This window comes from Lentzea sp. HUAS12, assembly GCF_024125735.1.
Taxonomy (GTDB): Bacteria; Actinomycetota; Actinomycetes; order Mycobacteriales; family Pseudonocardiaceae; genus Lentzea; species Lentzea albida.
Map to the genome: position 1 here is coordinate 153,677 of NZ_CP099738.1, position 25,735 is coordinate 179,411.

At 69.9% G+C, this 25,735-nt stretch carries 27 protein-coding genes and 2 pseudogenes; 14 read left to right on the plus strand and 15 right to left on the minus strand.

Features of this window, described 5'->3' with window-relative positions; translation table 11 throughout:
• Positions 1-69 precede the first annotated feature (69 nt).
• Positions 70-606, plus strand: coding sequence for an ABATE domain-containing protein (locus ND450_RS00745; protein WP_253324227.1), 537 nt, complete (start codon positions 70-72; stop codon positions 604-606).
• A gap of 110 nt (positions 607-716) precedes the next feature.
• Positions 717-1,874 carry a hypothetical protein gene (locus tag ND450_RS00750; RefSeq protein ID WP_253324228.1) on the plus strand — a complete coding sequence of 386 codons (1,158 nt, stop codon included), beginning with the start codon at positions 717-719 and terminating at the stop codon, positions 1,872-1,874.
• Here the strand turns inward: ND450_RS00750 and ND450_RS00755 are convergent.
• Entirely contained in the window at positions 1,871-2,533 is a 663-nt protein-coding gene (locus ND450_RS00755) for a hypothetical protein (protein WP_253324229.1), read from the minus strand. The genes ND450_RS00750 and ND450_RS00755 overlap by 4 nt on opposite strands.
• Positions 2,534-2,690: 157 nt before the next feature.
• Here ND450_RS00755 and ND450_RS00760 point away from each other — a divergent pair, with 157 nt between their 5' ends.
• A complete protein-coding gene (locus ND450_RS00760) occupies positions 2,691-4,256 on the plus strand; it encodes a GAF domain-containing protein (RefSeq protein ID WP_253327833.1) in 1,566 nt (521 codons plus the stop codon).
• A gap of 14 nt (positions 4,257-4,270) precedes the next feature.
• On the opposite strand, the gene ND450_RS00765 is transcribed toward ND450_RS00760, so the two are convergent.
• Positions 4,271-4,921 (minus strand): response regulator transcription factor, encoded by a 651-nt coding sequence (locus tag ND450_RS00765; RefSeq protein ID WP_253324230.1) that lies wholly within the window; start codon positions 4,919-4,921, stop codon positions 4,271-4,273.
• Positions 4,922-5,005: 84 nt separating this feature from the next.
• Here ND450_RS00765 and ND450_RS45920 point away from each other — a divergent pair.
• The 3 genes and pseudogenes from ND450_RS45920 to ND450_RS45930 form a co-directional block, all read left to right on the plus strand.
• A pseudogene (locus ND450_RS45920) lies at positions 5,006-5,248 on the plus strand (universal stress protein); the annotation flags it as partial.
• A gap of 1 nt (position 5,249) precedes the next feature.
• Positions 5,250-5,372 (plus strand): annotated as a pseudogene (locus ND450_RS45925) (hypothetical protein); the annotation flags it as partial.
• A gap of 42 nt (positions 5,373-5,414) precedes the next feature.
• Complete coding sequence (locus ND450_RS45930; RefSeq protein ID WP_371927747.1) at positions 5,415-5,798, plus strand: universal stress protein; 384 nt, start codon at positions 5,415-5,417, stop codon at positions 5,796-5,798.
• Here ND450_RS45930 and ND450_RS00775 read toward each other — a convergent pair.
• Positions 5,785-6,342 (minus strand): YceI family protein, encoded by a 558-nt coding sequence (locus ND450_RS00775; RefSeq protein ID WP_089916505.1) that lies wholly within the window; start codon positions 6,340-6,342, stop codon positions 5,785-5,787. The genes ND450_RS45930 and ND450_RS00775 overlap by 14 nt on opposite strands.
• A gap of 94 nt (positions 6,343-6,436) precedes the next feature.
• Between ND450_RS00775 and ND450_RS00780 the strand changes: the two genes are divergently transcribed.
• A complete protein-coding gene (locus tag ND450_RS00780; protein ID WP_253324231.1) occupies positions 6,437-6,970 on the plus strand; it encodes a MarR family winged helix-turn-helix transcriptional regulator in 534 nt (177 codons plus the stop codon).
• Here ND450_RS00780 and ND450_RS00785 read toward each other — a convergent pair.
• Positions 6,875-7,819, minus strand: coding sequence for a helix-turn-helix domain-containing protein (locus ND450_RS00785; protein WP_253324232.1), 945 nt, complete (start codon positions 7,817-7,819; stop codon positions 6,875-6,877). The two genes, ND450_RS00780 and ND450_RS00785, sit on opposite strands and share 96 nt — an antisense overlap.
• A 71-nt stretch (positions 7,820-7,890) precedes the next feature.
• On the opposite strand from ND450_RS00785, the gene ND450_RS00790 reads away from it, so the two are divergent.
• The gene (locus ND450_RS00790) at positions 7,891-8,040 is read left to right on the plus strand and encodes a hypothetical protein (protein ID WP_253324233.1); all 150 of its coding nucleotides are present in this window, start codon (positions 7,891-7,893) and stop codon (positions 8,038-8,040) included.
• Here the strand turns inward: ND450_RS00790 and ND450_RS00795 are convergent.
• Entirely contained in the window at positions 8,033-9,142 is a 1,110-nt protein-coding gene (locus tag ND450_RS00795) for a citrate/2-methylcitrate synthase (RefSeq protein WP_253324234.1), read from the minus strand. The two genes, ND450_RS00790 and ND450_RS00795, sit on opposite strands and share 8 nt — an antisense overlap.
• A gap of 42 nt (positions 9,143-9,184) precedes the next feature.
• On the opposite strand from ND450_RS00795, the gene ND450_RS00800 reads away from it, so the two are divergent.
• Positions 9,185-10,306 carry a citrate synthase gene (locus ND450_RS00800; protein ID WP_253324235.1) on the plus strand — a complete coding sequence of 374 codons (1,122 nt, stop codon included), beginning with the start codon at positions 9,185-9,187 and terminating at the stop codon, positions 10,304-10,306.
• Positions 10,307-10,355: 49 nt separating this feature from the next.
• On the opposite strand, the gene ND450_RS00805 is transcribed toward ND450_RS00800, so the two are convergent.
• On the minus strand, positions 10,356-11,216 hold the full coding sequence (locus ND450_RS00805) for an alpha/beta fold hydrolase (RefSeq protein ID WP_253324236.1): 861 nt from the start codon (positions 11,214-11,216) through the stop codon (positions 10,356-10,358).
• A 90-nt stretch (positions 11,217-11,306) separates the two neighbouring features.
• Here ND450_RS00805 and ND450_RS00810 point away from each other — a divergent pair, with 90 nt between their 5' ends.
• Together ND450_RS00810 and ND450_RS00815 are read left to right on the plus strand one after the other, a co-directional pair.
• Positions 11,307-11,906, plus strand: a complete 600-nt coding sequence (locus tag ND450_RS00810) for a TetR/AcrR family transcriptional regulator (protein ID WP_253324237.1) — start codon at positions 11,307-11,309, stop codon at positions 11,904-11,906.
• Positions 11,907-11,965: 59 nt separating this feature from the next.
• Positions 11,966-13,063, plus strand: coding sequence for an acyltransferase (locus tag ND450_RS00815; protein ID WP_253324238.1), 1,098 nt, complete (start codon positions 11,966-11,968; stop codon positions 13,061-13,063).
• On the opposite strand, the gene ND450_RS00820 is transcribed toward ND450_RS00815, so the two are convergent.
• The 9 genes from ND450_RS00820 to ND450_RS00860 all read right to left on the minus strand — a co-directional run bounded on the left by ND450_RS00820 (position 13,026) and on the right by ND450_RS00860 (position 23,471).
• Complete coding sequence (locus ND450_RS00820) at positions 13,026-14,732, minus strand: 1-deoxy-D-xylulose-5-phosphate synthase (protein WP_253324239.1); 1,707 nt, start codon at positions 14,730-14,732, stop codon at positions 13,026-13,028. The two genes, ND450_RS00815 and ND450_RS00820, sit on opposite strands and share 38 nt — an antisense overlap.
• Complete coding sequence (ispH, locus tag ND450_RS00825; protein WP_089916483.1) at positions 14,722-15,663, minus strand: 4-hydroxy-3-methylbut-2-enyl diphosphate reductase; 942 nt, start codon at positions 15,661-15,663, stop codon at positions 14,722-14,724. The genes ND450_RS00820 and ispH overlap by 11 nt, the downstream gene beginning before the upstream one ends.
• A gap of 15 nt (positions 15,664-15,678) precedes the next feature.
• Positions 15,679-16,713, minus strand: a complete 1,035-nt coding sequence (locus tag ND450_RS00830) for a family 2 encapsulin nanocompartment cargo protein polyprenyl transferase (protein WP_253324240.1) — start codon at positions 16,711-16,713, stop codon at positions 15,679-15,681.
• 15 nt (positions 16,714-16,728) lie between these two features.
• Positions 16,729-18,129 carry a family 2B encapsulin nanocompartment shell protein gene (locus tag ND450_RS00835; RefSeq protein WP_253324241.1) on the minus strand — a complete coding sequence of 467 codons (1,401 nt, stop codon included), beginning with the start codon at positions 18,127-18,129 and terminating at the stop codon, positions 16,729-16,731.
• A gap of 21 nt (positions 18,130-18,150) precedes the next feature.
• Positions 18,151-19,158 (minus strand): hypothetical protein, encoded by a 1,008-nt coding sequence (locus ND450_RS00840; RefSeq protein WP_253324242.1) that lies wholly within the window; start codon positions 19,156-19,158, stop codon positions 18,151-18,153.
• Positions 19,151-20,215 (minus strand): hypothetical protein, encoded by a 1,065-nt coding sequence (locus ND450_RS00845; RefSeq protein ID WP_253324243.1) that lies wholly within the window; start codon positions 20,213-20,215, stop codon positions 19,151-19,153. Before ND450_RS00845 ends, ND450_RS00840 begins: the two co-directional genes overlap by 8 nt.
• A 20-nt stretch (positions 20,216-20,235) precedes the next feature.
• Positions 20,236-21,642: a family 2B encapsulin nanocompartment shell protein gene (locus ND450_RS00850; RefSeq protein ID WP_253324244.1), complete on the minus strand. Its 1,407-nt coding sequence runs from the start codon at positions 21,640-21,642 to the stop codon at positions 20,236-20,238.
• Between the two features lie 357 nt (positions 21,643-21,999).
• Positions 22,000-22,467 carry a heme-degrading domain-containing protein gene (locus tag ND450_RS00855; protein WP_253324245.1) on the minus strand — a complete coding sequence of 156 codons (468 nt, stop codon included), beginning with the start codon at positions 22,465-22,467 and terminating at the stop codon, positions 22,000-22,002.
• A complete protein-coding gene (locus ND450_RS00860) occupies positions 22,464-23,471 on the minus strand; it encodes a Gfo/Idh/MocA family oxidoreductase (protein ID WP_253324246.1) in 1,008 nt (335 codons plus the stop codon). Before ND450_RS00860 ends, ND450_RS00855 begins: the two co-directional genes overlap by 4 nt.
• A 38-nt stretch (positions 23,472-23,509) precedes the next feature.
• Here ND450_RS00860 and ND450_RS00865 point away from each other — a divergent pair, with 38 nt between their 5' ends.
• Genes ND450_RS00865 through ND450_RS00875 form a run of 3 tightly spaced genes read left to right on the plus strand, consistent with a single transcriptional unit; the run spans position 23,510 to position 25,690 of the window.
• A complete protein-coding gene (locus tag ND450_RS00865) occupies positions 23,510-24,484 on the plus strand; it encodes an ROK family transcriptional regulator (protein WP_253324247.1) in 975 nt (324 codons plus the stop codon).
• 10 nt (positions 24,485-24,494) lie between these two features.
• The gene (locus ND450_RS00870; RefSeq protein WP_253324248.1) at positions 24,495-25,295 is read left to right on the plus strand and encodes an AraC family transcriptional regulator; all 801 of its coding nucleotides are present in this window, start codon (positions 24,495-24,497) and stop codon (positions 25,293-25,295) included.
• On the plus strand, positions 25,292-25,690 hold the full coding sequence (locus tag ND450_RS00875) for a VOC family protein (RefSeq protein ID WP_253324249.1): 399 nt from the start codon (positions 25,292-25,294) through the stop codon (positions 25,688-25,690). The genes ND450_RS00870 and ND450_RS00875 overlap by 4 nt, the downstream gene beginning before the upstream one ends.
• Positions 25,691-25,735: the final 45 nt, after the last annotated feature.

Consider the following 25,735-nt stretch of genomic DNA (forward strand, 5'->3'; position numbering starts at 1 on the left):
AACGGTTGGGCGACGCTCTGAACGTTAGAACGTTGATCTAACGTTTGCAAGCCTGTGTTACCGTTAGGTGTGCTCACGCCCGACGAACCCCGGCCCGTCCTGCTGATGAACACCGTCTGGGCCAATCGGTCGCAGGTCCACGACGACCTGACGACTGTCGGTGGGCTCCGCGAGTTCCTGGGCGTTCCGGCGGACCAGGCCGACCTGGAGGCGTTTCGCGCGTTGCGGCAGGCCCTGCGGGACCTCGCGGCGGTGCTCACCGAGGACACGCGCCCGATCGCGCAGGACCGCGACCTGGAGCGGGCCGTGGCCGAGGTCAACCGTGCGGCGCGCACGGCGCCGCGGTGGCCGCAGCTGGCCGTGAACGACGGGAAGCTGTTGCGGCGCAACGAAAGCGAGGGATCGCTCGCGGATCGCGAACGCGCCCTGATCGCCGCGGAGGCGGTGGACCTGTTCACCGGGGAGGACGCGGTGCTGGTGCGCGCCTGCCACGCGCCGGGCTGCGTGCTGTACTTCGTGAAGGACCACCCGCGGCGGGAATGGTGCTCGCCGTCGTGCGGCAACAGGGTCCGCGCGGCACGCCACTACCGGCGCAACCGGGGGTGAATTCCCTGGTCCGAACGGGTTTTCCTGCTCGGCAGGGGTAAACATGAGCCGCTCCAGTTCCGATTAACCGGACAACAGTTGGGCGCGTTTGTGTGTGGTGGTGATCCACGATGTCCCGAGAAACCGTGCCAGGGCACGACATCGGCTATCACCTCGTCTGCTTCGACGAGACGGGCAACGAGCGGGGGCGCGACAGCGCGGACGTCCTGTACGACGCCCGCCGCGGTGTCACCGATGTCTTCTTCTTCATCCACGGGTGGAACGGCGACGTGCCGGCCGCCCGCGAGCAGTACGGGCGGTGGGTCGCGACGATGGCCGACTGCCGTGCCGAACGGGAAGCGGCACACCGGCTTCCGGGCGGGTTCAAGTCCCTCCTCGTCGGCCTGCACTGGCCGTCGAAGGCCTGGGGCGACGAGGACGTGCGGTCGGACGAGTTCATCAAGGCCCAGGCCCAGCGCCTCGGCGGAGGAGCCGGGCGCACGGCCGCCGTGCGCACCATCGTCGAGGCCGCGCGGCAGCACCCGTGCCGGATGTCGGCCGCGGTCAAGCAGGCCTACGACTACCTGGAGAGCTCGGTCCCCGACCTGCCGGGCGAGGACGGGATGGCGTTCGACCCGGAGCAGCTCTACCGGGCGTGCCTGGAGGACCCGGCGCTGGGCGGGATCCTGTCACCGTTGCGGATCCTGACGTTCTGGAAGATGAAGCGGCGCGCCAAGGTCTTCGGGGAGAGCGGTGCCTCCCGGATCGCCCGCGAGGTCGCCCAGGCCGCGCCGAACGCGCGCATCCACCTGATGGGCCACAGCTTCGGCTGCATCACCGCCACCGCGATGGCGAACGTGGTGCCCGCCGCGACGCTGACGCTGGTGCAGGGCGCGATGTCGTTGTGGTCGTTCGCCGAAAGACTTCCCGGCGAACCCGGCTCCGGCTACTTCCGCGGCGTGCTGGGCCGCGTGCCCGGTCCGATCATCGTCACCACGTCGTCGAACGACTACGCGATCGGCAGGTTCTACCCGCTGGCCGCGCGGTCGGGCCGTCAGGTCGACCTGGACTCGTACCCGAAGTACGGCGGCATCGGCTCCCACGGCGTGCAGGGCACGTACGCACACGGCCACCAGATCGGGTCTCCCGGCGAGCTGTCGCGAGGACAGGTCCACAACGTCGACTGCACGTCCGTGATCCGCCGCATCGACGGGATCGCGGGCGCGCACAACGACATCTGCCACCCGGAGCTCGCCAGGCTGTTGTGGAAGGCGGTGGTCGCCCGCTAGTCGGTGTCCGTCGCGGTCCCCAGACGCAGAACCACCTGCGGCACCACCGTGTTGCCGAGGAGCGGGCGCAGGTCCGCGCGCAACGCCGCCGGGCTCACCGGGTCGTGCGCGGGGGAGACGCAGAACCCCACGGTGCCCGCGGTGAGGATCACGCGCTGCATCGCCTGTCCCGCACGGATTTCCGCGCAGGCGCCCTGGGTGAACGTGCACAGCACGAGCTCGGCGCCGTTCTTGACGTGCAGCCACGCGCGTTCGACCTCCGCCGCCCGCGACAGCAGCCCGCGCCACGCGGCCGGCTCGGGGAACGTCGTCCACGTGCGACGGTTCGTGCGCAGGGCGTGCAGCAACGCCAGCACGTCCGGGCTCGGCTCCTGGTACCCGCCGAGCCGGATGGCCGCGGCCGCGTCGTTCGCGCTCGGGCCCGGCAGCAGCGTCACCAGTGGACGGATGCCGTGGCCCTGCAACGCCAGACGGACGTTGAGCAGCGCGACACCGCAGGCGAGTCTCGCTTCGCGGCTGTGCGGTGTGGCCGTGTGCAGTTCGATCTGCTCGGGGCGTACCTCGAAGCGCACACCGGAGACCGAGGCCCTCGCGAGCGCGAGGACGCCGCGCACGTCCTCGTCCGCCAGTCCAAGTGAGCCGGGTACGGCGATCGTCATGTGCTCACTGTCCGGTCGCCGGCGTGGCTCGTCCACGGTCGAAGGTCCTCACTTGCCAGGGCCGTGGGGTGGTGGAAAGTGTGCGAATCTAGGCGGCGTGCCTGACACGCCCGGTCGCCGAGACCTCGACGAGCTGCTCGACGAGGTGCGTGACCGCATGGACGAGATCGTGACCACCCGCGACCACATGCAGGAACTCCTCGGCGCCGTGCTCGCCGTCGCGTCGGGTCTGGAACTCGAGTCGACGTTGCTGCGCATCGTCCAGGCCGCCGTGGACCTGGTCGGCGCCCGCTACGGCGCGCTGGGCGTGCTCGGGACCCGTGACGACCTGTCCCAGTTCCTGCACGTCGGCATCGACGACGAGACGCGGGCGTCGATGGGCCGGCTGCCCGAGGGCAAGGGCCTGCTCGGGCTGTTCATCAAGGACCCGGCACCGCTGCGCCTGCGCGACCTCTCGCGGCACGAGATGTCCGTCGGCTTCCCGCCCAACCACCCGCCGATGCACAGCTTCCTCGGGGTGCCCGTCCGCGTGCGCGACGAGGTCTTCGGCAACCTCTACATGACCGAGAAGATCGACGCGGCCGAGTTCACCGCCGACGACGAGGCGGTGCTGCAGGCGCTGGCCGCTGCTGCCGGCATCGCGATCGAGAACGCCCGCCTGTTCGAACGCTCCCGCATGCGCGAGCGCTGGCTGGAGGCCATCGGCGAGGTCAACTCCGAACTGCTCGGCGGCGCCTCCGGCGAGTACGCGCTGCGCCTGATCACCCAGCGCATCGTGGAACTGGCGGGCGCCGACTCCGCGCTGGTCGTCCTCGGCGACGGCGACCACACGCCGCTGTCGCCGGCCGCGGGCGCGGGTGCGAAGGTCGACTTCGCCGATGCGGAGCACGCGGTGGCGGAGGCGATCCGGTCCGGCGTGCCCCTGCTGGTGGACCACGACGCCCCGTCCGGTCCCGTCCTGGCCGTGCCGCTGCGGTCGGAGATGGGCGTCACCGGCGCGCTGGTCGTGCTGCGGCGGGCCGGCGAGACGCCGTTCCTGCCGGAGCAGGTCCCGATGCTCGCGTCGTTCGCCGACCAGGCCGCCGTGGCCCTGGAGTTCGCCGAACAGCAGCGCTCCCAGCGCCTCCTGGACGTGCTGGAGGACCGCGACCGCATCGCCCGCGACCTGCACGACCACGTGATCCAGCGCCTGTTCGTCACCGGCCTCACGCTGCAGGCCACGATGCGCCGCGTCACCGAACCCGAGGTCGCCGCGCGCCTGCGGACCGCCGTCGAGCAGCTCGACGAGACCGTCCGCGAGATCCGCACGTCCATCTTCGACCTGCACTCGACCGACAACACCTCGCTGCGCCGCCGCCTGCTCGACCTCGTCGCGGGCCTCACCGAGGCGACGCACCTCAAGCCGTCGGTGCGGATGTCCGGCACCGTCGACAACTCCGTGCCGCCGGAGCTGGCCGAACACCTGGAGGCCGTCGTCCGCGAGGCCGTCACGAACTGCGTGCGCCACGCCTCCGCCACCGAGCTCACGGTGCTCATCGACGCGGGCGACGACGTCGTGATCACCGTGCAGGACAACGGGACCGGCATCCCGGCCGACGCGGCGCGCAGCGGCCTGCGCAACCTCGCTCACCGCGCGGCGAAGTTCGGCGGGACGCTGGCGGTGCAGGCCCCGGAGGGCGGCGGTGCTTGCCTGGTGTGGCGGGTGCCGCTGCCGAAGGACTGAGCCGCGCGGGCGGGTCAGCGGGACTTGTCGCCGTCCTTGCGGAACTGCGAGGCGAACACGGCCGCCTGCGTGCGGCGTTGCATGCCGAGCTTCGCCAGCAGGTGCGAGACGTAGTTCTTGACCGTCTTCTCGGCGAGGAACATCCGCTCGGCGATCTGGCGGTTCGTGAGGCCCTCTCCGATGAGGTCGAGCACCGTGCGCTCCTGCTCGCTGAGCATGCGCAGCGGGTCGCCCTCCTCGCGTTCGCGGCGGATCCGGTTGAGCAGAGCGGAGGTCGTGCGGGCGTCCAGAAGGGACTGTCCCGCCGCGACGGTGCGCACGGCGTTGACCAGGTCCGCGCCGAGGATCTGCTTCAGCACGAAACCGGAGGCGCCCGCCATGATCGCGTCGAACAGGGCCTCGTCGTCCGCGAAGCTCGTGAGCATCAGGCACTGCAGGCCGGGGAGGCTGCTGCGCAGCTCGCGGCACAGCTCGATGCCGTTGCCGTCGGGCAGCCTGATGTCGAGCACCGCCACGTCGGCCTGCGCGCCCGGCGCCTTCGCCAGGGCCTCCGCGACCGACGCGGCGTCCCCGACGACCTCGAGGTCGGACTCCTCGCCGAGCAGGTCCGCTATGCCCCGGCGGACGATCTCGTGGTCGTCGACGAGGAAAACACGCGTCGCCATGGGGGTCACGGTAGCCCAAAGTCCCTGGCATGAGGGGACCAACGCACGCTGCCCGCTGCGCCGATCGGGCCTTATTTTGAGATCATGAGCGGTCTTCCCGTTGTCGTCGGTGTCGACGGTTCCTCGTCCGCGCTCGCCGCGGTGGCGTGGGCTGCGCGAGCCTGCGCGCTACACGGCGCGCCGTTGCGTTTGGTACATGCGTACACGTTGCCTACGCGCGGTTATCCCGAGGTCATCTCATCAGCGCGTGACCTGCGTTCGGCCATGTACGACCAAGGGCGAATGTGGCTTTCTCAGGCCGTGGCCGTCGCACGGGCGGAAGCGCCTGATGTGCCTGTGGAGCACGACCTGCGCATGGAGCACCCCACGCCCGTGTTGCTCGCGGAGTCTGCACGCGCGGGAAGTGGTGGTGGGGTCGCACGGGCTGGGCGGGTTCACCGGAGCGTTGATCGGCTCAACGGCCGTCGCGCTGTCCATTCACGGTGAGTGTCCCGTGGTGGTGGTACACGGCCACCGGCACGACGGGCCCGTGGTGGTGGGGGTCGACCTCTCGCCCGAATCGGACCCGGCCATCGGCTTCGGGTTCGAGGAGGCGGCGGCGTCCGGGGTGCCGTTGGTGGCGGCCATGGCGCAAGGGGACGAGAAGTCCCTGGAAACGCGAATGTCCGGGTGGCTGGAGAAGTACCCGGACGTCACGGTGGAGCAGGTGGTGGGGGAGCGGCCGATCCCGTTGCTGCTGGAACAGGGGCAACGGGCCGGACTGCTCGTCGTCGGGTCACGGGGGCGTGGCGGTTTCGCCGGGATGCTGCTCGGGTCGACCTCGCAGGCCCTGGTCTACCACGCCCCGTGCCCGGTGGCCGTGGTCAGGCCTGCTTGATCGCCGAGATCTCGAACTCGAGGACGACCTTCTCGCTCACCAGCACGCCGCCGGCCTCGAGCGCCGCGTTCCAGCTGACGCCGTAGTCCTTGCGGTTGATGGTGTGCGAGCCCTCGAAGCCCACGCGGGTGTTGCCGAACGGGTCGACGGCCACGCCCTCGAAGGCGAACGGGATGGTGATGTTCTTGGTGACGTCTTTGATGGTGAGGTCACCGGAGATCTCGAAGTTGTCGTCGTCGATCTGCTTGGCGGCGGTCGAGACGAACTTGATCTCCGGGAAGGTCTCGACGTCGAGGAACTCGTTCGTCGTCAGGTGACCGTCGCGCTGGGCGTTGCGGGTGTCGATGCTCGCGGCCTTGATCGTGACCTCGGCGGTGGTGTTCTCCGGCTTGTCACCGTCGATCTTGATCTTGCCGTCGAACTCGTTGAACGCACCACGAACCTTGGTGACCATCGCGTGGCGAGCGACGAAGCCGATGCGGGAGTGCGAGCCGTCGATGACGTAGTCGCCGGTCAGTTCGGTGAGGTTGGTGGCGGTGGTCATGGTGTCAAGTCCTTCGGTTGCTCGATTTGGTTGAAGTCTCACTCACCCTGCCCGAACGTGGATGATGTGTCAACTATTCCCGTATGCTGAACCGGTGACACGATGGTTGGAACCTGAGCAGCAGCAGGCGTGGCGTGCCTACGTCCGCATGCAGGGGGAGCTCAATGCGCATCTGAGCAGGCAGATGTCGGTCGACTCGGACATCTCGATGGCCGACTTCGCCGTGCTGGTGCAGCTCACCGACACGCGTGAGGAGCGCGTGCGCGTGTTGGAGCTTGCACGGTCGTTGCACTGGGAGAAGAGCCGCATCTCACATCACGTCGCACGGATGGAGAAGCGCGGTCTGGTGCGGCGAGAGAGTTGTGGCAGCGACGGACGTGGGTCGTTCGTCGTGCTCACGGACCAGGGTCGCTCCGCGATCGAGGCCGCCGCGCCGGCGCACGCCGAGATGGTGCACAAGCTGGTGTTCGACCAGCTCACGGCCTCGGAGGTGACGGCGTTGCAGGCCATCTCCGAGAAGATCTTCACGCGCTTAACGACAGGAGAATGTGCGGCGGTAGTCGCTCGGTGCGACGCCGACGACGCGATGGAAGTGGTGCCGCAGGAGAGCGGCTGTTCCGAAGCCTGACCTGGTCGCGACCGCGTCGACGTCCAGGTCGGTCTCTTCGAGCAGCCTGCGCGCGTGAAGCACCCGTTGGAGTGACAGCCACTTGTTCGGGGTGGTGCCGGTCTCCGCGGCGAACTTGCGTGCGAAGGTCCGTTCGGACATGACGGCGAGCTTCGCCATCGTCGCCACCGTGTGGTTGTCCGCGATCGTGTCGAGCACCCGTTCCAGCACCGGCTCCAGGCTGTCGGAGCTGCACTCCGGGATGGGGAGCTCCACGAACTGCCGCTGGCCGCCGTCGCGCTGCGGCGCCACGACCATCCGGCGCGCGATGGTGTTGGCGACCTTGGTGCCGAGTTCCCTGCGCACGAGGTGCAGGCAGGCGTCGATGCCCGCCGCCGTGCCGGCGCTGGTGATGATGTTGCCGTCGTCCACGAACAGCACGTCCGCGTCGAGCCGGGCCTTCGGGAAGCGCTCCTGGAACGTCCGCGCCTCGCGCCAGTGCGTCGTGCAGTGCCGGTCGTCGAGCAGTCCGGCCGCGCCCAGGATGAACGCCCCGCTGCACACGCTGAGCAGCGTCGCGTCGGTCTCCCTGAGCGCCTTGACGAGCTTCTCCGGGTACTCGTCGCGAACCCGCGCGGCGGGCAGTGCGACGAGGTCGACGCTCTGCAGCGCGTCGAACCCGTGCTCCGGCGTGATGCTCACGCCGCGGACGCCCATCGGCACCGGCTCGTTCGGGATCTCCCCGCACACCCGGAAGTCGATCAGCGGCACGCCCTCCTCGGTCCGGTCGATGCCGAACACCTCGCAGAGCAGGCCGAACTCGAACGGCGCGACGCCGTCGATGAGGGGAACCGCCACCGATCGCAGCATGGCAGGATTTTAGCGCGCACCGTCAGATCTGCCACTGTTGGCGGGATATTGGTGGCCGCAAACTTACTGACATGACTCTTGCAGCGATCGTCCTCGCAGTGGCAGCTCTCTCCGCCTGGCTCGACCGGCACCGCGACCGCAACGCCGGTTTGGCGGGCTCGTCCGACGTCAACGACCGCGACCGCGTTCGCGTGCGCGACGACCTGCGGTACCTCACCTGATGACCGGTTCCGGTCCCGTGTAGCGGGCGACCGGGCGGATGATCTTCGTGTCCTCGGACTGCTCGAGCGCGTTGGCGCACCACCCGATCACCCGGCTGCACGCGAACGTCGGCGTGAACATCTCGCGCGGGACACCGCACTGCTCCATCAGCACGCCGGCGTAGAACTCGACGTTCGCGTAGAGCTGCCGGCCGGGCTTCAGCTCGGCCAGCAGCTCGGTGACCCGCCGCTCGACCGTGACCGCGAAGTCCGTGAGCCCGGTCGGCCTCTCCATCGCGATCGCCTTGAGCAGCCGTGCCCGCGGATCCTCCGTCTTGTAGACGGCGTGGCCGAAGCCCATGATCCGGTCGCCCTGCTCGATGCGCTCCCGCACCCAGGCATCGATGTTGTCCGGCGACCCGATGAGGTCCAGCGCCTCCAGCGCCCGGTCCGGCGCGCCGCCGTGCAGCGGCCCGGAGAACGTCCCGATCGCCGCCGTCACCGCCGACACGACGTCCGCCCCGGCGCTCGCGACCACGCGTGCCGTGAAGGTTGACGCGTTGAAGCCGTGGTCGATCGTCGCGATCAAGTACTGCTCGACTGCACGGCTCGTCCACGGTGACGGCTCCAGTCCAGTCAACATGTACAACCAGTTCGCCGACGTGGACAAATCAACCCTGGGGTTGACTGGATCAAGTCCATGCTTGATCCGGTGCAGTGCGGCGAGGATCGTCGGCGTCATCGCGCTGACCTCGAGCGCGTCCGCCTTGCGGTCGCTCATGGGCGCGTCCCACATCGGCCGGCTCGGCACCATCGACAGCGCGGTCCTGAGCCCGGCCAGCGCCGTGCACCCGGAACGCGCGATGGCCGGCAGCACCTCCCGGATCGACTCGGGCAGTTCCCGCAGCCCGGCGGTCCGCCGCGCGAACTCGGCGGCCTCGCCCCCGTCCGGCAACCGGCCCTCGACGAAGAGGAACCACACGTCCTCGAACGACCGCGTGGCGGCCAGTTCGATCGCATCGTGCCCGCGGTAGTGGAAGTAGCCCGCGGCACCGTTCACGTCCCCGATCGACGTCGTGGTGACGACAACGTCTTTAAGCCCTTTGGGTGCATCAATCAACATGCACAACAGGCTCCGTCAACATGTCTTGTACAGTCAACGTTGATGGAATCAATGTTGACGACGAATCAAGCTGCCCGTCGCCTCGGCGTGAAGCCGGCGACGGTCTACGCGTACGTCAGCCGCGGGCTCCTGACCAGCACGAAGGTGAACCGCTCCAGCATGTTCGGCGTCGCCGAGGTGGAAGCCCTCGCGCAGCGCACCGGCGCGCGCGGAGCGGTGGCAGCTGTGACGGATCGCATCCGCACGCGCATCTCCCTGCTGGAGAACGACCAGCTCCACTATCGCGGCAGATCGGTCCCCGCGCTCGCCGGCACCAAGCGCTTCGAGGACGTGGCGCACTGGCTGTGGACCGGGATCGACTCGGAGGGCATGCAGTTCCCCGAGGGCCAGGAGATCTGGATGGCCCTCCCCGAGAGCGCCACCCTCACCGACCGGGTCCGCGTGGCCATCGCCCTCGCCAGCGTCGGCGACCCCCTCCGCTACGACCTCGACAGGGCCGTCACCACGGCCAAGTCCCTCATCGCGGACGTGGTCGAGTCCCTGCCCATGGTCGGCAGGCCCCAGGGCACCGACATAGCCGAACGCCTGTGGGCCCGCCTGTCCCCGGAGCCCCCGCAGCCAGACCTGCTCAACGCCGCCCTCATCCTGCTCGCGGACCACGACCTGGCCATCTCGACCATGGCCGCGAGGGTCGCCGCCTCGGCCCACGCCAACCCGTACGCGGTCGTGTCCGCGGGCATGGGCGCCATGGAGGGCCAGAAGCACGGCGCGGCCACCACCATCGCGTACCGCTTCCTGCTCCAGGCGCAGTCCGACCCGATGGGCACCCTCGCCGAACACCTGCGCTCGGGCCAGCCGATCCCGGGCTTCGGCCACCGCGTCTACCAGTCCCGGGACCCCCGCGCCGACCACCTCCTCGCCCTGCTGCGCAGCCACGGCGAGCTGGTGGCGGACAAGATGATGGGCACCCAGCCGCAGTCGTTCCCGAACGTCGACCTGGCCCTGGCGCAGTTCGCGCTGATGTTCAAGATGCCGGCGGACGCGGGCGAGGCCATCTTCGCCATCGCGCGGATCGTGGGGTGGATCGCGCACGCGATGGAGGAGTACCGCGAGCCGGGGATGCGGTTCCGCGCGATGGGCGTGTACACGGGGGACCGGCCGTAGCCGGGTGACGACCAGGCGACTCCCAGGACGCCTGGTCTTCGGAACCCGGTCAGTCCGGCAGGCCGGCGTGGTCCTCCCCGGCGAAGGCGAGGATCCGCGCGTTGGTCAGCTCGAGTTCCTCCAGGTTCAGCGCATGGGTCGCCCCGGGCACGATCTCGGTGCGCACGTTCGGGACGAGGGACTCGACGCGCGCGGCGAGCTCCGGTGCCTTGATCAAGCTGCGCTCGCCCAGGATGAAGTAGGTGGGCACGTCGATCGACCGCAGCTCGTCGTCGGTGAACACGTGCAGCGGAGCCATCTGGACCTTGTACTTCATGCCGCGGAACACAAGCGGGCGCATCGTGTGACGCACGGCGGGATCGCCGCCGCTGACCCGGCGCAGGATCGCGGCGGGCAGCCACCAGCGGGACAGCTCGCCGATGCTCCAGAGGACGAACTTCCGGAAGTTGATCCCGAACCCGCCCGGTTCGAAGGCGAGGACGCCGGCGACCCCCGCAGGACGCCGAGTGGCGAGGTTCAGCGCCAGGCCGGCGCCGCGCGAGATCCCGACCAGGTGGACCTTCTCGTGGCCGAGCCCCGCGAGGACGTCTGCGAGCCAGTCCGCCTCGTCGTCGGTGCTCTCCATGGGCCGGGTCTGGACCGAGCGCCCCGGTTCGCCGATCACGTCGACGGCGTACACGGTGTGCCGCGCCGCCAGGTCGGCGACGAAGGGGTACCAGGACAACGACGTGCCCATGGCGCCGGGAAGCAGCACGATCGGCGTGCCGGTGCCGCTGCGCCGGACGCGGGTCGCGCCGAACCGGGTCTCCACGTCCAGCTCTTCCGACGGCACCGGCCACTTCCGCCGGATCGCCTCGTACGTGGCGAAATAACGATCCGCCGCCTTCTGGTCCACGAACTTCCCGACCATCACATCCCCCAGATGTTTTTGCAATGCAGATGCAATGTAACAGCCGCGCGCAGTGCTCGTCGACACCTGTCGCTGTGCCAGAGTGATCACATGCCCAAACGCGTTGACCACGACGAGAAGCGGCGCGACCTCGCGGAGGCGCTCTTCCGGATCGCGTCGGCGCGAGGCCTGCAGGCGGTGACGTTGCGCGCGGTCGCGGCGGAGGCGGGCGTGTCGATGTTCCAGATCCAGTACTACTTCCCGACCAAGGAGGACATGCTGCGCCACGCCTGGCAGCGGATCACCGAGCTGGGCGCCGAGCGTGCCGGGAGGGGCATCGCGGAAGCGGCGCGGACGGGCGACGAACGTGCCGTCATCCGCGCGTGCGTGCTCGGGGTCCTGCCGACGGACGAACGCAGCCGCATGCTGTGCGCGGTGCAGATCGCCTACTTCGCCGTGGACGTCGCGCGCGGCAGCCAGGCACCGGACCAGCAGGCCATGCTGCCGCACCTCGTGCGCCTGATCGCGGACCAGCTCGGACACGCGCGAGAACGCGGCCGGATCGCACCGGGCCTCGACCTCCACCTGGAGGCGGACGCGCTGGCGATCATGACCGGCGGGCTGCTCAGCGGGATGCTCGTCGACGCCTACGACGCGACCAGAGCCGCGGAGATCGTCGACTACCGGCTCGACCAGCTGTTCACCGGCTGACGAGGCCGGCCCCGCATGGCCTCTGGCGTGACAGCCGCGAGAAGCGGACCATGAAAAGCATGAGATTGTCCGCAGTGGACAACCTGAAGGTGATCCTCGTCGCGTGGGTCATCGGCGGCCACGCGCTGCTCGGCTACGCCGCGATCGGTGGCTGGCCGTACGACGAGGTCAACGAGGTCACGTTCCACCCCGGCGCGGAGACGGTGCTGGCGGCGTTGATCGGGCCGTCCGGGTTGTTCTTCATGGGCACGTTCTACTTCATGGCCGGGATCTTCACGCCCGGCTCGATCGAGCGCAAAGGGCGGCGGCGGTTCATCGCCGAGCGGCTCGTCCGGCTGGGGACGCCGTGGGTCGTGAGTGCGCTGGTGGTGTGGCCGACGTTCGTGTGGATCGCCTACAACGGGGCCGGGCGCGATGTGTCGTGGTGGCAGGCGTTCACGGATCGGGATCCGTTCCTCGACAGCGGGTCGTTGTGGTTCGTGGGGGTGTTGCTCATCTTCAGCGTCGGGGTCGCGCTGGCGCCGCCGATCAAGGAGCGCGCCATCACCGGCGGGACCGTCGTGGGGATGACCGTGGCGGTGGCGGGGACGACGTTCCTGACGCGGCTGGTGTTCCCGGCTCGCAGCGGGCAGGTCGGGGACCTGCACCTGTGGTGGTGGCCGCAGTGCCTCGGCATGGTGCTGCTGGGGGCGATCGGGGGGCGCAAGCTCGCTGAGCGGGTGCCGGACGAGATCTACCGCATGACGCGCAACGTCGTCATCGGCACGATCGCGCTCCTGCCGGTCGCGGCGGCGATGATGGGTGTGCTGGATCTGGCGAAGAGTGCGGAGCCGTTCCTCGGCGGCTTTCGGTGGCAGGCGGCGGTGCTGGCCCTCGTCGAGGGGATCCTCGTGGTGGCCGGGAGTTTGTGGCTCATCGGGCTGGCTCAGCGCAGGCTGACGCGCCAGGGTCCGTTCGTGGACGGGCTGGCGCGGTCGGCTTACGTCGCGTTCGTGGTGCAGGGGCCGATCCTGCTCGCGCTCGCCACGGGGTTGCGGCCGTTGGACCTTCCCGCCGAGGTGAAGGCGCCGTTGGTGGGGATGGCGGCGATCGTGCTGTCGTTCGGGATCGGGTGGGTGGTCACCTCACGCCGAGGCGCTTCAGCACGCTCGTCGTGATGCCCGCGGCGTCGAGGCCGTGGGCGCGGAGGATGCGTGCGCGGGAGTCGTGGGGCAGGAAACGCGGTGGCAGGGCGAAGGTCGCCACGCACACGGACGTGCCGGTCAGGGCTTGGCCGAGGCGTGCTCCCAGGGCGCCAGTCGACGTCGTGTCCTCGACGGCCAGGACGAGGCGGTGCCGGCCGCTGTACTTGACCAGGTGCGGGTCCAGCGGTGCGGTCCAGCGCGGGTCCACCACGGTGACGCGGACGTCGTGCGACGCCAGTTCGTCCGCCGCGGCCAGACACGCACCCGCCAGCGGGCCCACGGCGACGAGGAGCACCTCGGCGTCCGGGTCCTCGCGCAGCACGTCGAAGTGGCCCACGCGGCGGACCGCGGGCACGTCCGGTCCCACCGCGGCTTTCGGGTAGCGCACGACCGTGGGGCCGTCCGCCACCTCGACGGCCTCGCGCAGCAGTGCGGCCAGGGACGCCGGATCGCGCGGGGCGGCCAGCCGGAGGCCGGGGACGACGGGCAGCACGGAGGCATCCCACATGCCGTGGTGCGACGCGCCGTCCGGGCCGGTCACCCCGGCACGGTCCAGCACGAACGTCACCGGGAGCCGGTGCAGCGCCACGTCCATCAGCAACTGGTCGAACGCGCGGGACAGGAACGTCGCGTAGACGGCGACCACCGGGTGCAGGCCGCCCATGGCCATGCCCGCGGCGGACGTCACGGCGTGCTGCTCGGCGATGCCCACGTCGAACACGCGCGACGGGAAGCGTTCGGAGAAAGGCCTCAGCCCCACCGGTTCCAGCATCGCCGCGGTGAGGCAGACGACGTCCGGGCGCTCGGCTCCGATCGCCACGATCTCGTCGGAGAACGCGTCGGTCCACGTCCGGCCGCCGGCGGCACCCGCGGCGCCGACCGCGTGCATGCGGTCGGCCTCGTCGGACTCGGCAGCGGGATACCCCTTGCCCTTCACGGTCTTGCAGTGCACGACGACGGGACGGCCGAGCGACTTGGCCTCCCACAGGGCGTTCTCGACGGCGTGCACGTCGTGCCCGTCGACCTCGCCGATGTAGGCGAGACCCAGCGCCTCGAACAACCCCCGCGCGGTGCCGTCCAGCAACGACGCCGCGAAACCACCGGCGGTCGGGTCGTACGAGCGCCCGTTGTCGTTGAGCAGCACCACGACCGGGCGCGACGAGCCGCCGATGTTGTTCAGCGCCTCCCAGCACATCCCGCCGGTCAGCGCGCCGTCACCGACGATCGCGACCACCCTGCGCTCGGTGCCGCCCAGCTCGAACGCCTTGGCCAGACCGTCCGCATAGGACAGTGCCGTCGAGGCGTGCGAGTTCTCGACGACGTCGTGCGCGGACTCGGCCGCGGACGGGTAACCGGACATGCCACCGGCCTGCCGCAACGAGTCGAAGTCCGAACACCGGCCCGTCAGCATCTTGTGCACGTACGACTGGTGCCCGGTGTCGAACAGCACCACGTCGACCGGCGAGGTGAACACCCGGTGCACCGCGATCGTCAGCTCGACGGCACCCAGGTTCGGCCCGAGGTGACCACCGGTCCGGTGCACCTTGGAGATCAGGAACGACCGGACCTCCGACGCCAGCGCACCGAGCTCGGAGGACGAGAGCGCCCGCACGTCCGCGGGCGAGGTGATGTCAGCCAGCACGGCGCACCGCCAGCGGCAACGTGAACGAGATCGTCTCCGTCGCGGTCGTGTGCGTCGACACGGACACGGAACCCATGGCCTTCAACGCCTCCACGACCTCGTCCACCAGTTCGGGAGGGGCCGAGGCGCCGGCGGAGAGGCCGACCGACGTCACGCCGGCGAGCCACGCCGGGTCGATCTCCGAGGCGTCGTCGATCAGGTGCGCCGGCGTGCCGCCGCGGGCCGCGAGCTCGACCATCCGCACCGAGTTCGACGAGTTCTTCGAGCCCACCACCAGCACGAGGTCGGACTGCTCGGCGACCTCGCGGATCGCGATCTGCCGGTTCGTGGTGGCGTAGCAGATGTCGTCGGAACCGGGCCCCCGCACGTGCGGGAACTTCCGCTCCAGCGCCTCGATCACCTCGGCCGTCTCGTCGACGGCCAGCGTCGTCTGCGTCAGGTACGACACCGGACCGGTGATCTCCAGCGCGAGGACGTCCTCCACGGTCTCCACCAGCACCATCTGGTCGGGGGCCTCGCCGAGCGTGCCCTCGACCTCCTCGTGCCCGGCGTGGCCGATCAGCACGATGGTGTCCCCGCGCTCGGCGAACCGCCGCGCCTCGGAGTGCACCTTCGTCACCAGCGGGCACGTCGCGTCCAGCACGTCGAGGTCGCGCAGCCGGGCCTCGGCGCGCACCGCGGGGGAGACGCCGTGCGCGGAGAACACCGCCGTGGCACCGAAAGGCACCTCGGACAGCTCCTCCACGAACACGGCGCCACGAGCCTCCAGCGACCGTACGACGTGGACGTTGTGCACGATCTGCTTGCGCACGTAGACGGGGCCGCCGCGCTGGTCGAGCAGTCGTTCCACGATCTCGATGGCGCGCTCCACCCCGGCGCAGAACGACCGGGGTGAGGCGAGTAGGACCGAACGCGGCGGGTGTTCCGTCATCAGTGCCTTCCAGGATCAGTGATCTCGGTGGGTGACCAGTTGGGCGAGCGTGCCGAGCTCCACGGCCGCGCGTGCGGTCGGGGACGCCTCGCCGAGGTGGACCAACGCCTGCGTGTGGAGCTCGTCGGCCTGCGTCTGGCTCCACGCGCGACCGCCGGCCTGGTCGACCAGGTCCGCCGCCCGCGCAAGCGTTTCCGCGTTCATCTCGTGCTCGCCGAAGTACAGCGACGCGAGCTCCGCGGAGGCGGGGACCCCCGCGTTCAGGGCTCGCACGACCGGCAGCGACTTCTTGCGGTTCACCAGGTCCATCTGCGCGACCTTGCCCGTCACCGCCGGGTCGCCCCAGATGCCGAGCAGGTCGTCCACGTGCTGGAACGCCAGTCCCAGCTCGGTCCCGTAGCCGCGCATCGCCTCGACCTGCTCGTCGGACCCGCCGCCGTACAGCGCGCCCAGCGAGGTCGAGGCGCCCAGCAGCGCTCCCGTCTTGCCGCGCGACATCCGCTCGACCTCGGAGACCCGCACGTCGTCGCGCGTCTCGAAGTCCAGGTCGTACGCCTGGCCTTCGAGCAGCGCGACGGTGGCGTCGTTGAGCGTCCGGATCGCCTCCAGCGTCCGCGGGTGGCCCGACGCCGCGAGCACGTCCAGGGCCAGCGCCTGCAACGCGTCACCGGCCAGGATCGCCGCGTTGACGCCGAACACGGTCCACGCCGTGGCCCGGTGGCGCCGGGTCGTGTCGCGGTCCATCACGTCGTCGTGCAGCAACGAGAAGTTGTGGATCAGCTCCACCGCGACCGCGGCGGGCACGGCGGAGCCGGCGGTGCCGCCGACGGCCTCGGCCGCCAGCAGCACCAGCGCGGGACGGATCGCCTTGCCGCCGTTCTCGAGCACCGGGTTGCCGTACTCGTCGCGCCACCCGTGGTGGTATTCCGCGATCGTGCGCATCGCCGGCGGCAGCTGGTCGACGGCCTTGCGCAGAGCCGGGAGCACGAGGCTCCGGCTCCACGCGAGCAGCTCGCCGGACGGCCGTCCGGCGGCCAGTGGTTCGGTCATCTCCGCTGTCATCGCCTAGAGACCGATCTCCACGTTCTCCAGCACGCCCAGGGCGTCCGGCACCAGCACCGCGGCCGAGTAGTACGTCGACACCAGGTACTTGAGCATGGCGTGCTCGTCGATGCCCATGAACCGCACGTTCAGGCCGGGCTCGTACTCGTCCGGGATGCCGGTCTGGCGCAGGCCGATGACGCCCTGCTTCTCCTCGCCGAGCCGCATCGCGATGATCGACGTGGTGCCGTTCTTGTTGACCGGGATCTTGTCGCACGGCGCGATGGGCACGCCCCGCCACGACTGCAGCTGCTGGCCCTCGACGTCGACGGTCGGCACGTACAGCCCGCGCTTGTTGAGCTGGCGGCCGAACGCGGCGATCGCCCTGGGGTGGGCGAGGATCAGCCTGGTGTTGCGGCGGCGCGAGATCAGCTCGTCCATGTCGTCCGGCGTCACCGGTCCGGAGTGCGTGCTGACGCGCTGCTTGAGGTCGGCGTTGGCGAGCAGGCCGAACTCCTTGTTGTTGACGAGCTCGTGCTCCTGGCGCTCGCGCAGGGCCTCGATCGTGAGCCGCAACTGGTGCTCGACCTGGTCCATCGGCTGGCTGTAGAGGTCCGCCACCCGCGTGTGGACGCGCACGATCGTCTGCGCCACCGAGAGCTCGTACTCCCGCGGCCGCAGTTCGTAGTCGACGAACGTGCCGGGCAGCGTCGGCTCCCCGTCGTGGCCGGACGAGATGTCGATCTCGGCCTCACCGTGCTTGTTGGACGTCTTCGACGGGTTCGCGAGCTGCTGCTCGATGTGCTCGCGCATCGGCTCGATCTGCCCGTTGAGCTGGGCGAAGGCCGCGCGCGAGAGCACCACGGCCGTCGTCGGCGTCAACGCGCGGGCGGTGAAGCTCCAGTTCTTGTCCGCACCGGACAGGACGGGCTCGTCACCGAGGTACTCGCCGTCCGCGATCGTCCCCAGCGCCACGTCGTCGCCGTACTCGCCGCGGCCGGTCTTGGTGACCTTGCCGTGCGCGATCACGATGATCTCGTCGACGGACTGACCGCGGTGCGCGATCACCTCGCCCGGCTCGTACTCGCGCTGCTCGAACCGGTTCGCGACGGCGGTCAGCGCCGCTTCGTCCTCGAACCCGCGCAGCAGCTTGAACTCCGCCAGCTCCTGCGGCACGATCCGCACCTCGGAGCCCACGGCGGTGAAGGTGACCCGGCCGTCGCCGATGGCGTAGGAGAGCCGGCGGTTGACCCGGTACGCGCCACCCTTCGCCTCGACCCACGGCAGCATGCGCAGCAGCCAGCGGGGCGAGATGCCCTGCATCTGCGGCGCGGACTTGGTGGTCGTGGCGAGGTTGCGGGCCGCGGCCCGGGAGAGGCTCAGCTGCTTGTCCTCGATCCCGAGGCCCGGATCGGTAACAGTCACTGCAGGTCCTGCCAATCTGTTTTAGCGGGATGAAACGGAGAGTGCGGCGGTGCCGAGTCCGGTGGGACGGTGGAACGACGTCCGGGTGGGGGCCGGGGAGTGGGTGAAGCGACCGGATCTCCGCGTCCAGAGCAGTTCACCGGCGAGCCACGACTTCAGCGCTTCGGCGTACCGGTGCAGACCGGCCTTCGCCTCCGCGTCGAGCCCGTACTCGGTGGCGAGCGACGGCAGCTCGCCGATGATCGCGCCGATCTGCCGCAGCCGTGCCGCGATCAGGTCGGCGACGACCGACACGGCCTGCTGCGTCTCGCAGCCGAAGAACTGCTGCACGGCGAGCACCGCGCTGGTGGTGCTGCCACCGGTGGCGTAGGTGCGGTCGAAGCCGACGATCTCCTGGCGCAGCGCGGGAACGTCGCCGAACGAGTCCACCAGCGCCCGCATCGTGCTGTTGCGCAACAGCTCCTCGGGCAGCTCGGCGCCGACGGACCCGCGGGCGAGCTTCGCGGAGAGCTCGGTGGCGATCGACCGGCGGCGCATCTCCACGAGGTCGATCGGGTCGGGCACCCTGCCCTGCGCGGTGTTGTGCAGCTCCCACAGCAACGCGTCGAGGAACTCGGCGAGGTGCTCGGAGTCGAAGCTGTCCAGCGTGGACCGCGAGACGAGGTCGGCAAGGCCTTTCTCCGCGGGGTTCATCGGCGCCGATCCGCTCAGCACCGACTTCAGCCCCGCCACGAAGGCCTTGCCCCCGGCGACGTCGCGCGAGCGGAGGAACGCCTGGAACGCGTCGGTGACGTAGAAGCCCCACGTGTGCCAGTCGTTGATGTGCTTCAGGTCCTCCAGCGACGCCGTCGGGTGGGTCAGCGGACCGAAGCCGCCGTAGTCCGCGGCGTCGTAGAACGCCTCGGTCCACGGCACGCCACCGAGCATGCCCATGTCCCGCACCCACTTCTTCGTGTGCCGGCGGACGCGGTCGACGTGCGGGGAGAGCCTTGCCGCGAAGGGCATGTCGAACGAGGGGACCTCAACCACGGGACACCCCCGGCCAGGCCGCGGACGTGCCGAGGCCGGTCGGCCCCCGCAGGATCGTGCGGAAGAACGCCGAGTTCCCGGCTCCGCCCTCGACCTTGGTGTAGCGGCCGGCGTGCAGGTGCCACTCGTGGCCACCGGACTGCCAGTCCTGCAACCCCTTCACGTACTTGAGCACGCGCGCCTGGTCCTCCGGGCCCAGCGAGTTCTCGGCGAACAGCTGCGGCAGCTCGGTGAACACGGTGTTCTCGAACTGGTGCAGGCGCGAGGTCAGCAGCGTGTTCACGGCCTCGACGGCGGTCTGCGTGTCGTGGCCGAAGAACTTCTCGAACACGAGCACCCCGTTGGAGTTCTCGCCCTCCCGCAGCACTTCCCGCTCGTACGAGAAGATGTCGTTGCGCAGGTGGATCGCGTCGGAGAACGTGTCCGACAGCACGCGCAGCGGGCGGGTGCCCGCGACGGACGCGGGCACCTCGGCGGCTTCGGAGACCTCCACCAGGTTCGCCGACCACGGCGCGCCGCCGACCTTGCGGCGCATCTCGATGTACTCGATCGGGTTGGCGACCGTGCCGCTCTCGATGTTCTTGATCTCCCACATGCACTCGAGCAGCAGGTTGTGGGTGCTCGTGGTGAACCGGCGCCGCCAGTCCTGCGACATCAGCGGGATCGTCCGCTGCCACAGGTCGACGAGACCGCGTTCGGTCGGGTTCCGCGGCTCCGGCCACGGGTCCGTGCCGTTCAGCGGCATGAACGCCGGCAACCGGTCGAGGTAGGCCCTGGCACCGGCCACGTCCTTGCCCTGCTTGAACTCCGCGAAGAACTCGTCGTCGAAGTAGAAGACCCAGACGTACCAGTCCGTGATGAGGTCGAGGACCTCCGCGGGCGCGTCCGGGTGGGTCCACGCGCACATGAACCCGTAGTCGTCGCCCGCGAGGACCTCGTCGGTCCACACCCCGGTGTCGAGCATCCCCATGTCCCGCGCCCACTGCGTGGAGTGGGCGCGGGCGCGTTCGAGGTGGGGGTTCATCCGCGCCGGGTGCGGCACGTAGAACTCCGGCATGGTGAAGGACGCCAACGCTGTCAGCCCTCGCGGCCGAGCTCGACGTGCTCCAGCACGCCGATGGCGTCCGGCACCATGATAGCGGCCGAGTAGTAGGCGCTGACCAGGTAGTTGATGATCGCCTGGTCGTTGATGCCCATGAACCGCACCGAGAGACCGGGCTGGTACTCGTCCGGGATGCCGGTCTGGTGCAGGCCGATGACGCCCTGGTTCTGCTCGCCGGTGCGGATCAGCATCACCGACGACGTGCGGGTGTCGGAGACCGGGATCTTGTTGCACGGCAGGATCGGGATGCCGCGCCACGCGGGCACCTGCTGGCCGTTGAAGTCGATGTGCTGCGGGTACAGGCCGCGCTTGTTGAGCTCGCGGCCGAACGCGGCGATCGTGCGCGGGTGCGCGACGAAGTACCCGGGGTCCTTCCACACGATCGACAGCAGCTCGTCGAAGTCGTCCGGGCTGGGCGGGCCGGAACGGGTGTGGATGCGCTGCTTGAGGTCCGCGTTGTGCAGCAGGCCGAACGACCGGTTGTTGACGATCTCGTGCTCCTGGCGCTCGCGCAGGGCCTCGATCGTGAGCCGCAACTGCTGCTCGACCTGGTCCATCGGGTTGTTGTAGAGGTCCGCGACGCGGGTGTGGACCTGCAGCACGGTCTGGGCGACGCTCAGCTCGTACTCGCGCGGCGAGAGCTCGTAGTCCACGAACGTGCCGGGCAGCACGGGCTCGCCGTCGTGGCCGGAGGACAGGTCGATCTCGGCCTCACCGTGCTCGTCCTGCGGCTTGTTGCGGCTGTTGAAGGTGTGCTGGATGTGTGCGCGCAGGCCGCCCGCTTCCCCGTTGAGCGCCTGGAAGTCCTCCCACGAGAGCGAGAGCACGGTGACCGGGGTGACGGCCTTGGCGGTGAACTCCCACTCGCCCTGCGGCCCCGCCAGCACGGTCTCGCCGAAGTACTGGCCGTCGGCGAGGTTGCCGAGCACGGTCTCGCCGCCGTACTCACCGGTGCCGACCTTGTCGACCTTGCCGTGCGCGATCAGCACGACGGTGTCCTTCGGGCGGCCCTTCTCGACGATGACGTCGCCGATGCCGAACTCCTGCTGGCGGAACCGGCCGGCCAGCGCGGCGAGGACCTCCTCGTCGTCGAAGCCCTTGAGCAGCGCGAGTTCGGTGAGCTCCTGCGGCACGACGCGGATCTCCGCGCCGATGTTGGTGAACGAGACGCGGCCATCGCCCAGCGTGTAGGTGAGTCGGCGGTTCACTCGGTACGCACCACCGGCCGCCTGCACCCACGGCAGCACCTTGAGCAGCCAGCGGGAGGAGATTCCCTGCATCTGCGGGACGGACTTGGTGGTAGTGGCCAGATTTCGTGCGGCGGCCGTGCCCAAACTCAGCTGCTGACGGCCCTCATTGAGGTCAGAATCCGTCACAGTCACAACCGGTACCCACCTATCTCAATGCGCTAATGGACCAATCCGATAAGCCGGAAAGGACGTTAGTTCGCGGAATTGAGAGCTGTGAAGGGGCCAAAAAGGCGTCATTCGGGTGGGTGGCTTGCGCCTGGTGGGGCTACGGAGCGTACAACTGCTGCCGGATGCAACCTTTCTTGTATCGGCAGGCGGGTGATCGCCGACTATTCGTTCACTGATGGAATCGGGCACTCGTTTGGCTCAGTAGGATCACTCTTTCGTGCACATTGTCAGGGTTGGTGGTGATGTTATGAGATGCCACTTCGAGCGGACCGAAATCCACTCGAAGTGGTGGGCATCAAATTGCCGCAACGACTATTGGTGTCATTGCGCGTCGCGCGAGTTCAGGAATGATTCCAACTGGTCGACGACGAACGCGTGGTCCTCCGCCTGGGGGAGACCGGACACCCCGACCGTGCCGACCGGGCCGGTGCCGCGGACGACGACGGGGAACACACCGCCGTGTGCGGCGTACAGGTCGGGGTCGAGGCGCGACTCCGCCTCGAACGTCGTGCCCTTCTCCCGGAACTCCGTGCCGACGTAGAACGAGCTGTGCCCGAACAGCTCGACCACGCGGGCCTTGCGCTCGAGCCACCTGTCGTTGTTCGGCGACGTGCCGGGCAGCGCGGCGTGGAAGAGCCGGTGACCGCCCCGCCGCACCGAGATCGCGATCGGCAGGCCCTGTTCGCGGGCGGCGTCGAGCAGGTGCAGGCCGAGCTCGATCGCGACGTCGTTGCCGAACCGGCTGAACTGGAGCCGGCGTTCCTGGGCGAGGAGTTCCTCGGAGTTCACAGCTGCACCACCCGGTTCTCGCGTGCGGACATGAAAGCGGCCTCGATCACCCGCAGGGCGGCCACGGCTCCGGCCGGGTCCACGGGGATCCGGCCGGCCTGCAGTTCGGAGTAGAAGTGCTGGTAGGCACCGGGTTCCACGGCGACCTCGGTGGCCCGGTCGAGAACGCCGAGCGTGCCGGTGCGGTCCTCGTGACCCCAGCCGGAGTCGGTCGGGCGGCGCCCGGCCGCGAGCGCGTCCTCCTGCTCGTCGAGGCCGCTGATCTCGAACGCGCCCTCGCTGCCGAGCAGGCGGAACCGCGGCCCGTGGTGTGCCGCGTGCGCGTTGGCCCACAGGTGGGAGCGGACACCGTTCTCGTGCGTCAGCGCGACGAACACGTCGTCGTCGACCTGCACACCGGGGCGGCGCAGGTCGAGTTCGGTGTAGACGCTCCTGACCGGCCCGAACAGCTGCAGCGCCTGGTCGACGAGGTGCGCGCCGAGGTCGTAGAGCAGGCCGCCCGCCTCCTCGGGGGCGCCGAACTCGCGCCAGTTGTCCCAGACCTCCGGGATCCAGCGCTCGAAGCGGGACTCGAACCGCCGCACCTCGCCGAGCTCGCCCAGGACCTTGCGCACGGTGAGGAAGTCGCTGTCCCACCGGCGGTTCTGGAAGACGGTGAGCGGCACCCCCGCGGCCCGTGCCGCGGCCAGGAGTTCGGCGGCCTCCGCGGACGTCGGCGCGAACGGCTTGTCGACGACGACCGCGACACCCTGGGCGATGGCGCGCTTCGCGTACTCGACGTGGGTCCTGTTCGGCGTCGCCACGACGACCAGGTCGAGGTCCAGCTCGAACAGCTCGTCCGCCGTCACGATCTTCGCGTCCGGGTGCGCGGCACGGGCCTGCGCCTGCCGCCGCGGGTCCGAGGTGACGATCGCGACGAGGTCCATGCCCTCGGTGGAGGAGATCAGCGGGCCGTGGAAGACCCGCCCCGCTATGCCGTAGCCCAGAAGTCCGACTCGAGTCATGCTTCCGATTAAAGCAACGCTGTTGAATAATTGCGACCGTGGACCTCACCTCACTGCGCTCGCACAACGACAGGACAGTGCTCCGGCTCGTCCGCTCAGGGGCCGTGAGCAGGGCTTCCATCGCCGCGGAGGCCGGACTGACCCCGCAGGCGGTCTCGAAGATCGTGGCGAGGCTCATCTCGGCGGGCCTGCTGGAGGAGACCGGCGCCGTGCGCGACGGCGGCCGGGGCAAGCCGCGGATGTCGTTGCGGCTCGCCGCGGACGGGGCCCACGCGTACGGCGCCTACGTCGACCGCGACGAGCTGCGCGTGGTGAAGCTCGACCTCACCGGCGAGGTGGTGTCGTCGGCGGTCGCGCCGCTGGCCCCGATGTTCACTCCCGCCGACGTGCTGGACGCTCTGGAGCCGTTGATCTCGGTCGACGAGAAGGTGCTCGGGCTCGGCATCGGCATCGCCGGTCCGCTGGAGCACGGCGAAGGCGTGGTGTCGCCGAACGGCCTGCCGGGCTGGTCCTCGATCCCGTTGAAGGCGCTGGCGCAGGAACGGCTGGGCCTGCCGGTAGTCGTCGACAAGGACACCAACGCGGCCGTGCTCGCCGAGGCGTGGCGGCGGCCGATGCGGGATGCGGCGCTCGTGTTCGTCGGCACCGGCCTGGGTGTCGGGTTGCTGCTCGGCGGGGAGGTGCACCGGGGCGCGCGGTCGGGGGCGGGCGAGTTCGGGCACACGACGATCCAGCTCGACGGGCCGTTGTGCGTGTGCGGACGGCGCGGGTGCGTCGAGGCGGTGCACGCGGCCGCCAAGGACGACGAGGCGGCACGGGTCCTCGCCGCCGCGGTCACGAACCTGGTGCAGCTGCTGGACCTCGACCAGATCGTCCTGAGCGGACGGAAGGTGCTGCGGTCGCCGGAGCTGTACCTGCGGGCGATGCCCGATGTGGACGTGAGCGTCACCTCGTACGGGCCCGACCTGGTGCCGGTGGGCGCGGGGCTGCTGGTTCTCGGCGAACTGTTTTAGCATCGGGGGTGTGGACGTCGAGCACGTCGTCGGTTCGCCGCACCCGCGGCTGCGGCCGTTCGTCACGCGGTACTCCGGGTATCGGATGCGCACCGAGCCCGGCATCCACCGCGGCCTGCCGTCGCGCTCCCTCACGCTCGTGGTCACGCTGGACGGCACGGTCGACCTGGCGGATGGCCGATTCGCCACGCTGTGCGGCGGCCTGCACGACGAGGCCGTGATCATCACCCACGACGGGTTCCAGCACGGCGTCCAGTGCGACCTCACGCCGCTGGGGATGCGGGCGTTCTTCGGCCTGCCGGCCGGTGAGCTCTCCGGGGTGACGGTCGGGCTCGACTCGCTCGACGCCCCGGCCGCGGAGTTGCGCGAGCGGTTGCGGCACGCGGCGACGTGGACGGACCGCTTCGCGTTGCTGGACCTGGTGCTCGGGCGGCTCGTGCGGCCGGTGCGGCAGCAGGTCGAGGTGGCGTGGGCGTGGCAGCGGCTCGCGGCGGGGGTGGCGGTGGCCGACATCGCCGCCGAGGTCGGGTGGAGCCGCCAGCACCTCAGCGCGCGGTTCGCGGCGGAGTACGGGCTCACGCCCAAGGTCGTGGCGCGGGTGATGAGGTTCGAGCGGGCGAACCGGATGCTGCGCGGTGAGCGGCGGCCGACGTTCACCGAGGTCGCCGCCGCCTGCGGGTACACCGACCAGGCGCACTTCAACCGGGACTGGCGCGCGCTCGTCGGGGCGACCCCGAGCGAGTGGATCGCGGCCGAGCTTCCATTCGTACAAGGCGGTGAGGGCGGTGCGGGCGCAGAGTTGGCGCCATGAGCACACCTGCACCCACCTGCTGGCCCTGTTTGTCCTATCGGGACGCTCCCGCCGCGATCCGCTTCCTGGTGGAGGCGTTCGGTTTCTCCGAGCACCTCGTCGTTCCGGGTGAGGCCGACGGCGAGGTCGTGCACTGCGAGATGGTCTGGCCCGAGGGCGGCGGCGTCATGCTGGGCTCCGCCGTGCGGTCGGTCGGCGAGGTCGAGGCGACCAAGGCCGGCGCCGGGTCCGTCTACGTGGTGACCGACCGGCCCGACGAGCTGCACGCGCAGGCGCTCGCACGGGGCGCCACCGAGGTCCGCGGGCTGCGCGACGAGGACTACGGCTCGCGCGGCTTCACCATGGCCGACCCCGAGGGCAACCGCTGGAGCTTCGGCACCTACCGCGGGGCGTGACGCAACCTTTACGCGCTGTTTCGAGTCTTCCCCGTTGGAGAGGTT

Coding starts and splice junctions, on each gene's coding strand:
- ND450_RS00775 (WP_089916505.1), bottom strand. CDS start 6,342: ATGACCACCGCCACCAACCTCACCGAACTGACCGGCGACTACGTCATC.
- ND450_RS00765 (WP_253324230.1), bottom strand. CDS start 4,921: ATGGCGACGCGTGTTTTCCTCGTCGACGACCACGAGATCGTCCGCCGG.
- ND450_RS00760 (WP_253327833.1), top strand. CDS start 2,691: ATGGACGAGATCGTGACCACCCGCGACCACATGCAGGAACTCCTCGGC.
- ND450_RS00790 (WP_253324233.1), top strand. CDS start 7,891: ATGACTCTTGCAGCGATCGTCCTCGCAGTGGCAGCTCTCTCCGCCTGG.
- ND450_RS00875 (WP_253324249.1), top strand. CDS start 25,292: ATGAGCACACCTGCACCCACCTGCTGGCCCTGTTTGTCCTATCGGGAC.
- ND450_RS00860 (WP_253324246.1), bottom strand. CDS start 23,471: ATGACTCGAGTCGGACTTCTGGGCTACGGCATAGCGGGGCGGGTCTTC.
- ND450_RS00795 (WP_253324234.1), bottom strand. CDS start 9,142: ATGTTGATTGATGCACCCAAAGGGCTTAAAGACGTTGTCGTCACCACG.
- ND450_RS00815 (WP_253324238.1), top strand. CDS start 11,966: ATGAGATTGTCCGCAGTGGACAACCTGAAGGTGATCCTCGTCGCGTGG.
- ND450_RS00800 (WP_253324235.1), top strand. CDS start 9,185: ATGGAATCAATGTTGACGACGAATCAAGCTGCCCGTCGCCTCGGCGTG.
- ND450_RS00810 (WP_253324237.1), top strand. CDS start 11,307: ATGCCCAAACGCGTTGACCACGACGAGAAGCGGCGCGACCTCGCGGAG.
- ND450_RS00785 (WP_253324232.1), bottom strand. CDS start 7,819: ATGCTGCGATCGGTGGCGGTTCCCCTCATCGACGGCGTCGCGCCGTTC.
- ND450_RS00750 (WP_253324228.1), top strand. CDS start 717: ATGTCCCGAGAAACCGTGCCAGGGCACGACATCGGCTATCACCTCGTC.
- ND450_RS00805 (WP_253324236.1), bottom strand. CDS start 11,216: ATGGTCGGGAAGTTCGTGGACCAGAAGGCGGCGGATCGTTATTTCGCC.
- ND450_RS00845 (WP_253324243.1), bottom strand. CDS start 20,215: ATGCCGGAGTTCTACGTGCCGCACCCGGCGCGGATGAACCCCCACCTC.
- ND450_RS00755 (WP_253324229.1), bottom strand. CDS start 2,533: ATGACGATCGCCGTACCCGGCTCACTTGGACTGGCGGACGAGGACGTG.
- ND450_RS00830 (WP_253324240.1), bottom strand. CDS start 16,713: ATGACCGAACCACTGGCCGCCGGACGGCCGTCCGGCGAGCTGCTCGCG.
- ispH (WP_089916483.1), bottom strand. CDS start 15,663: ATGACGGAACACCCGCCGCGTTCGGTCCTACTCGCCTCACCCCGGTCG.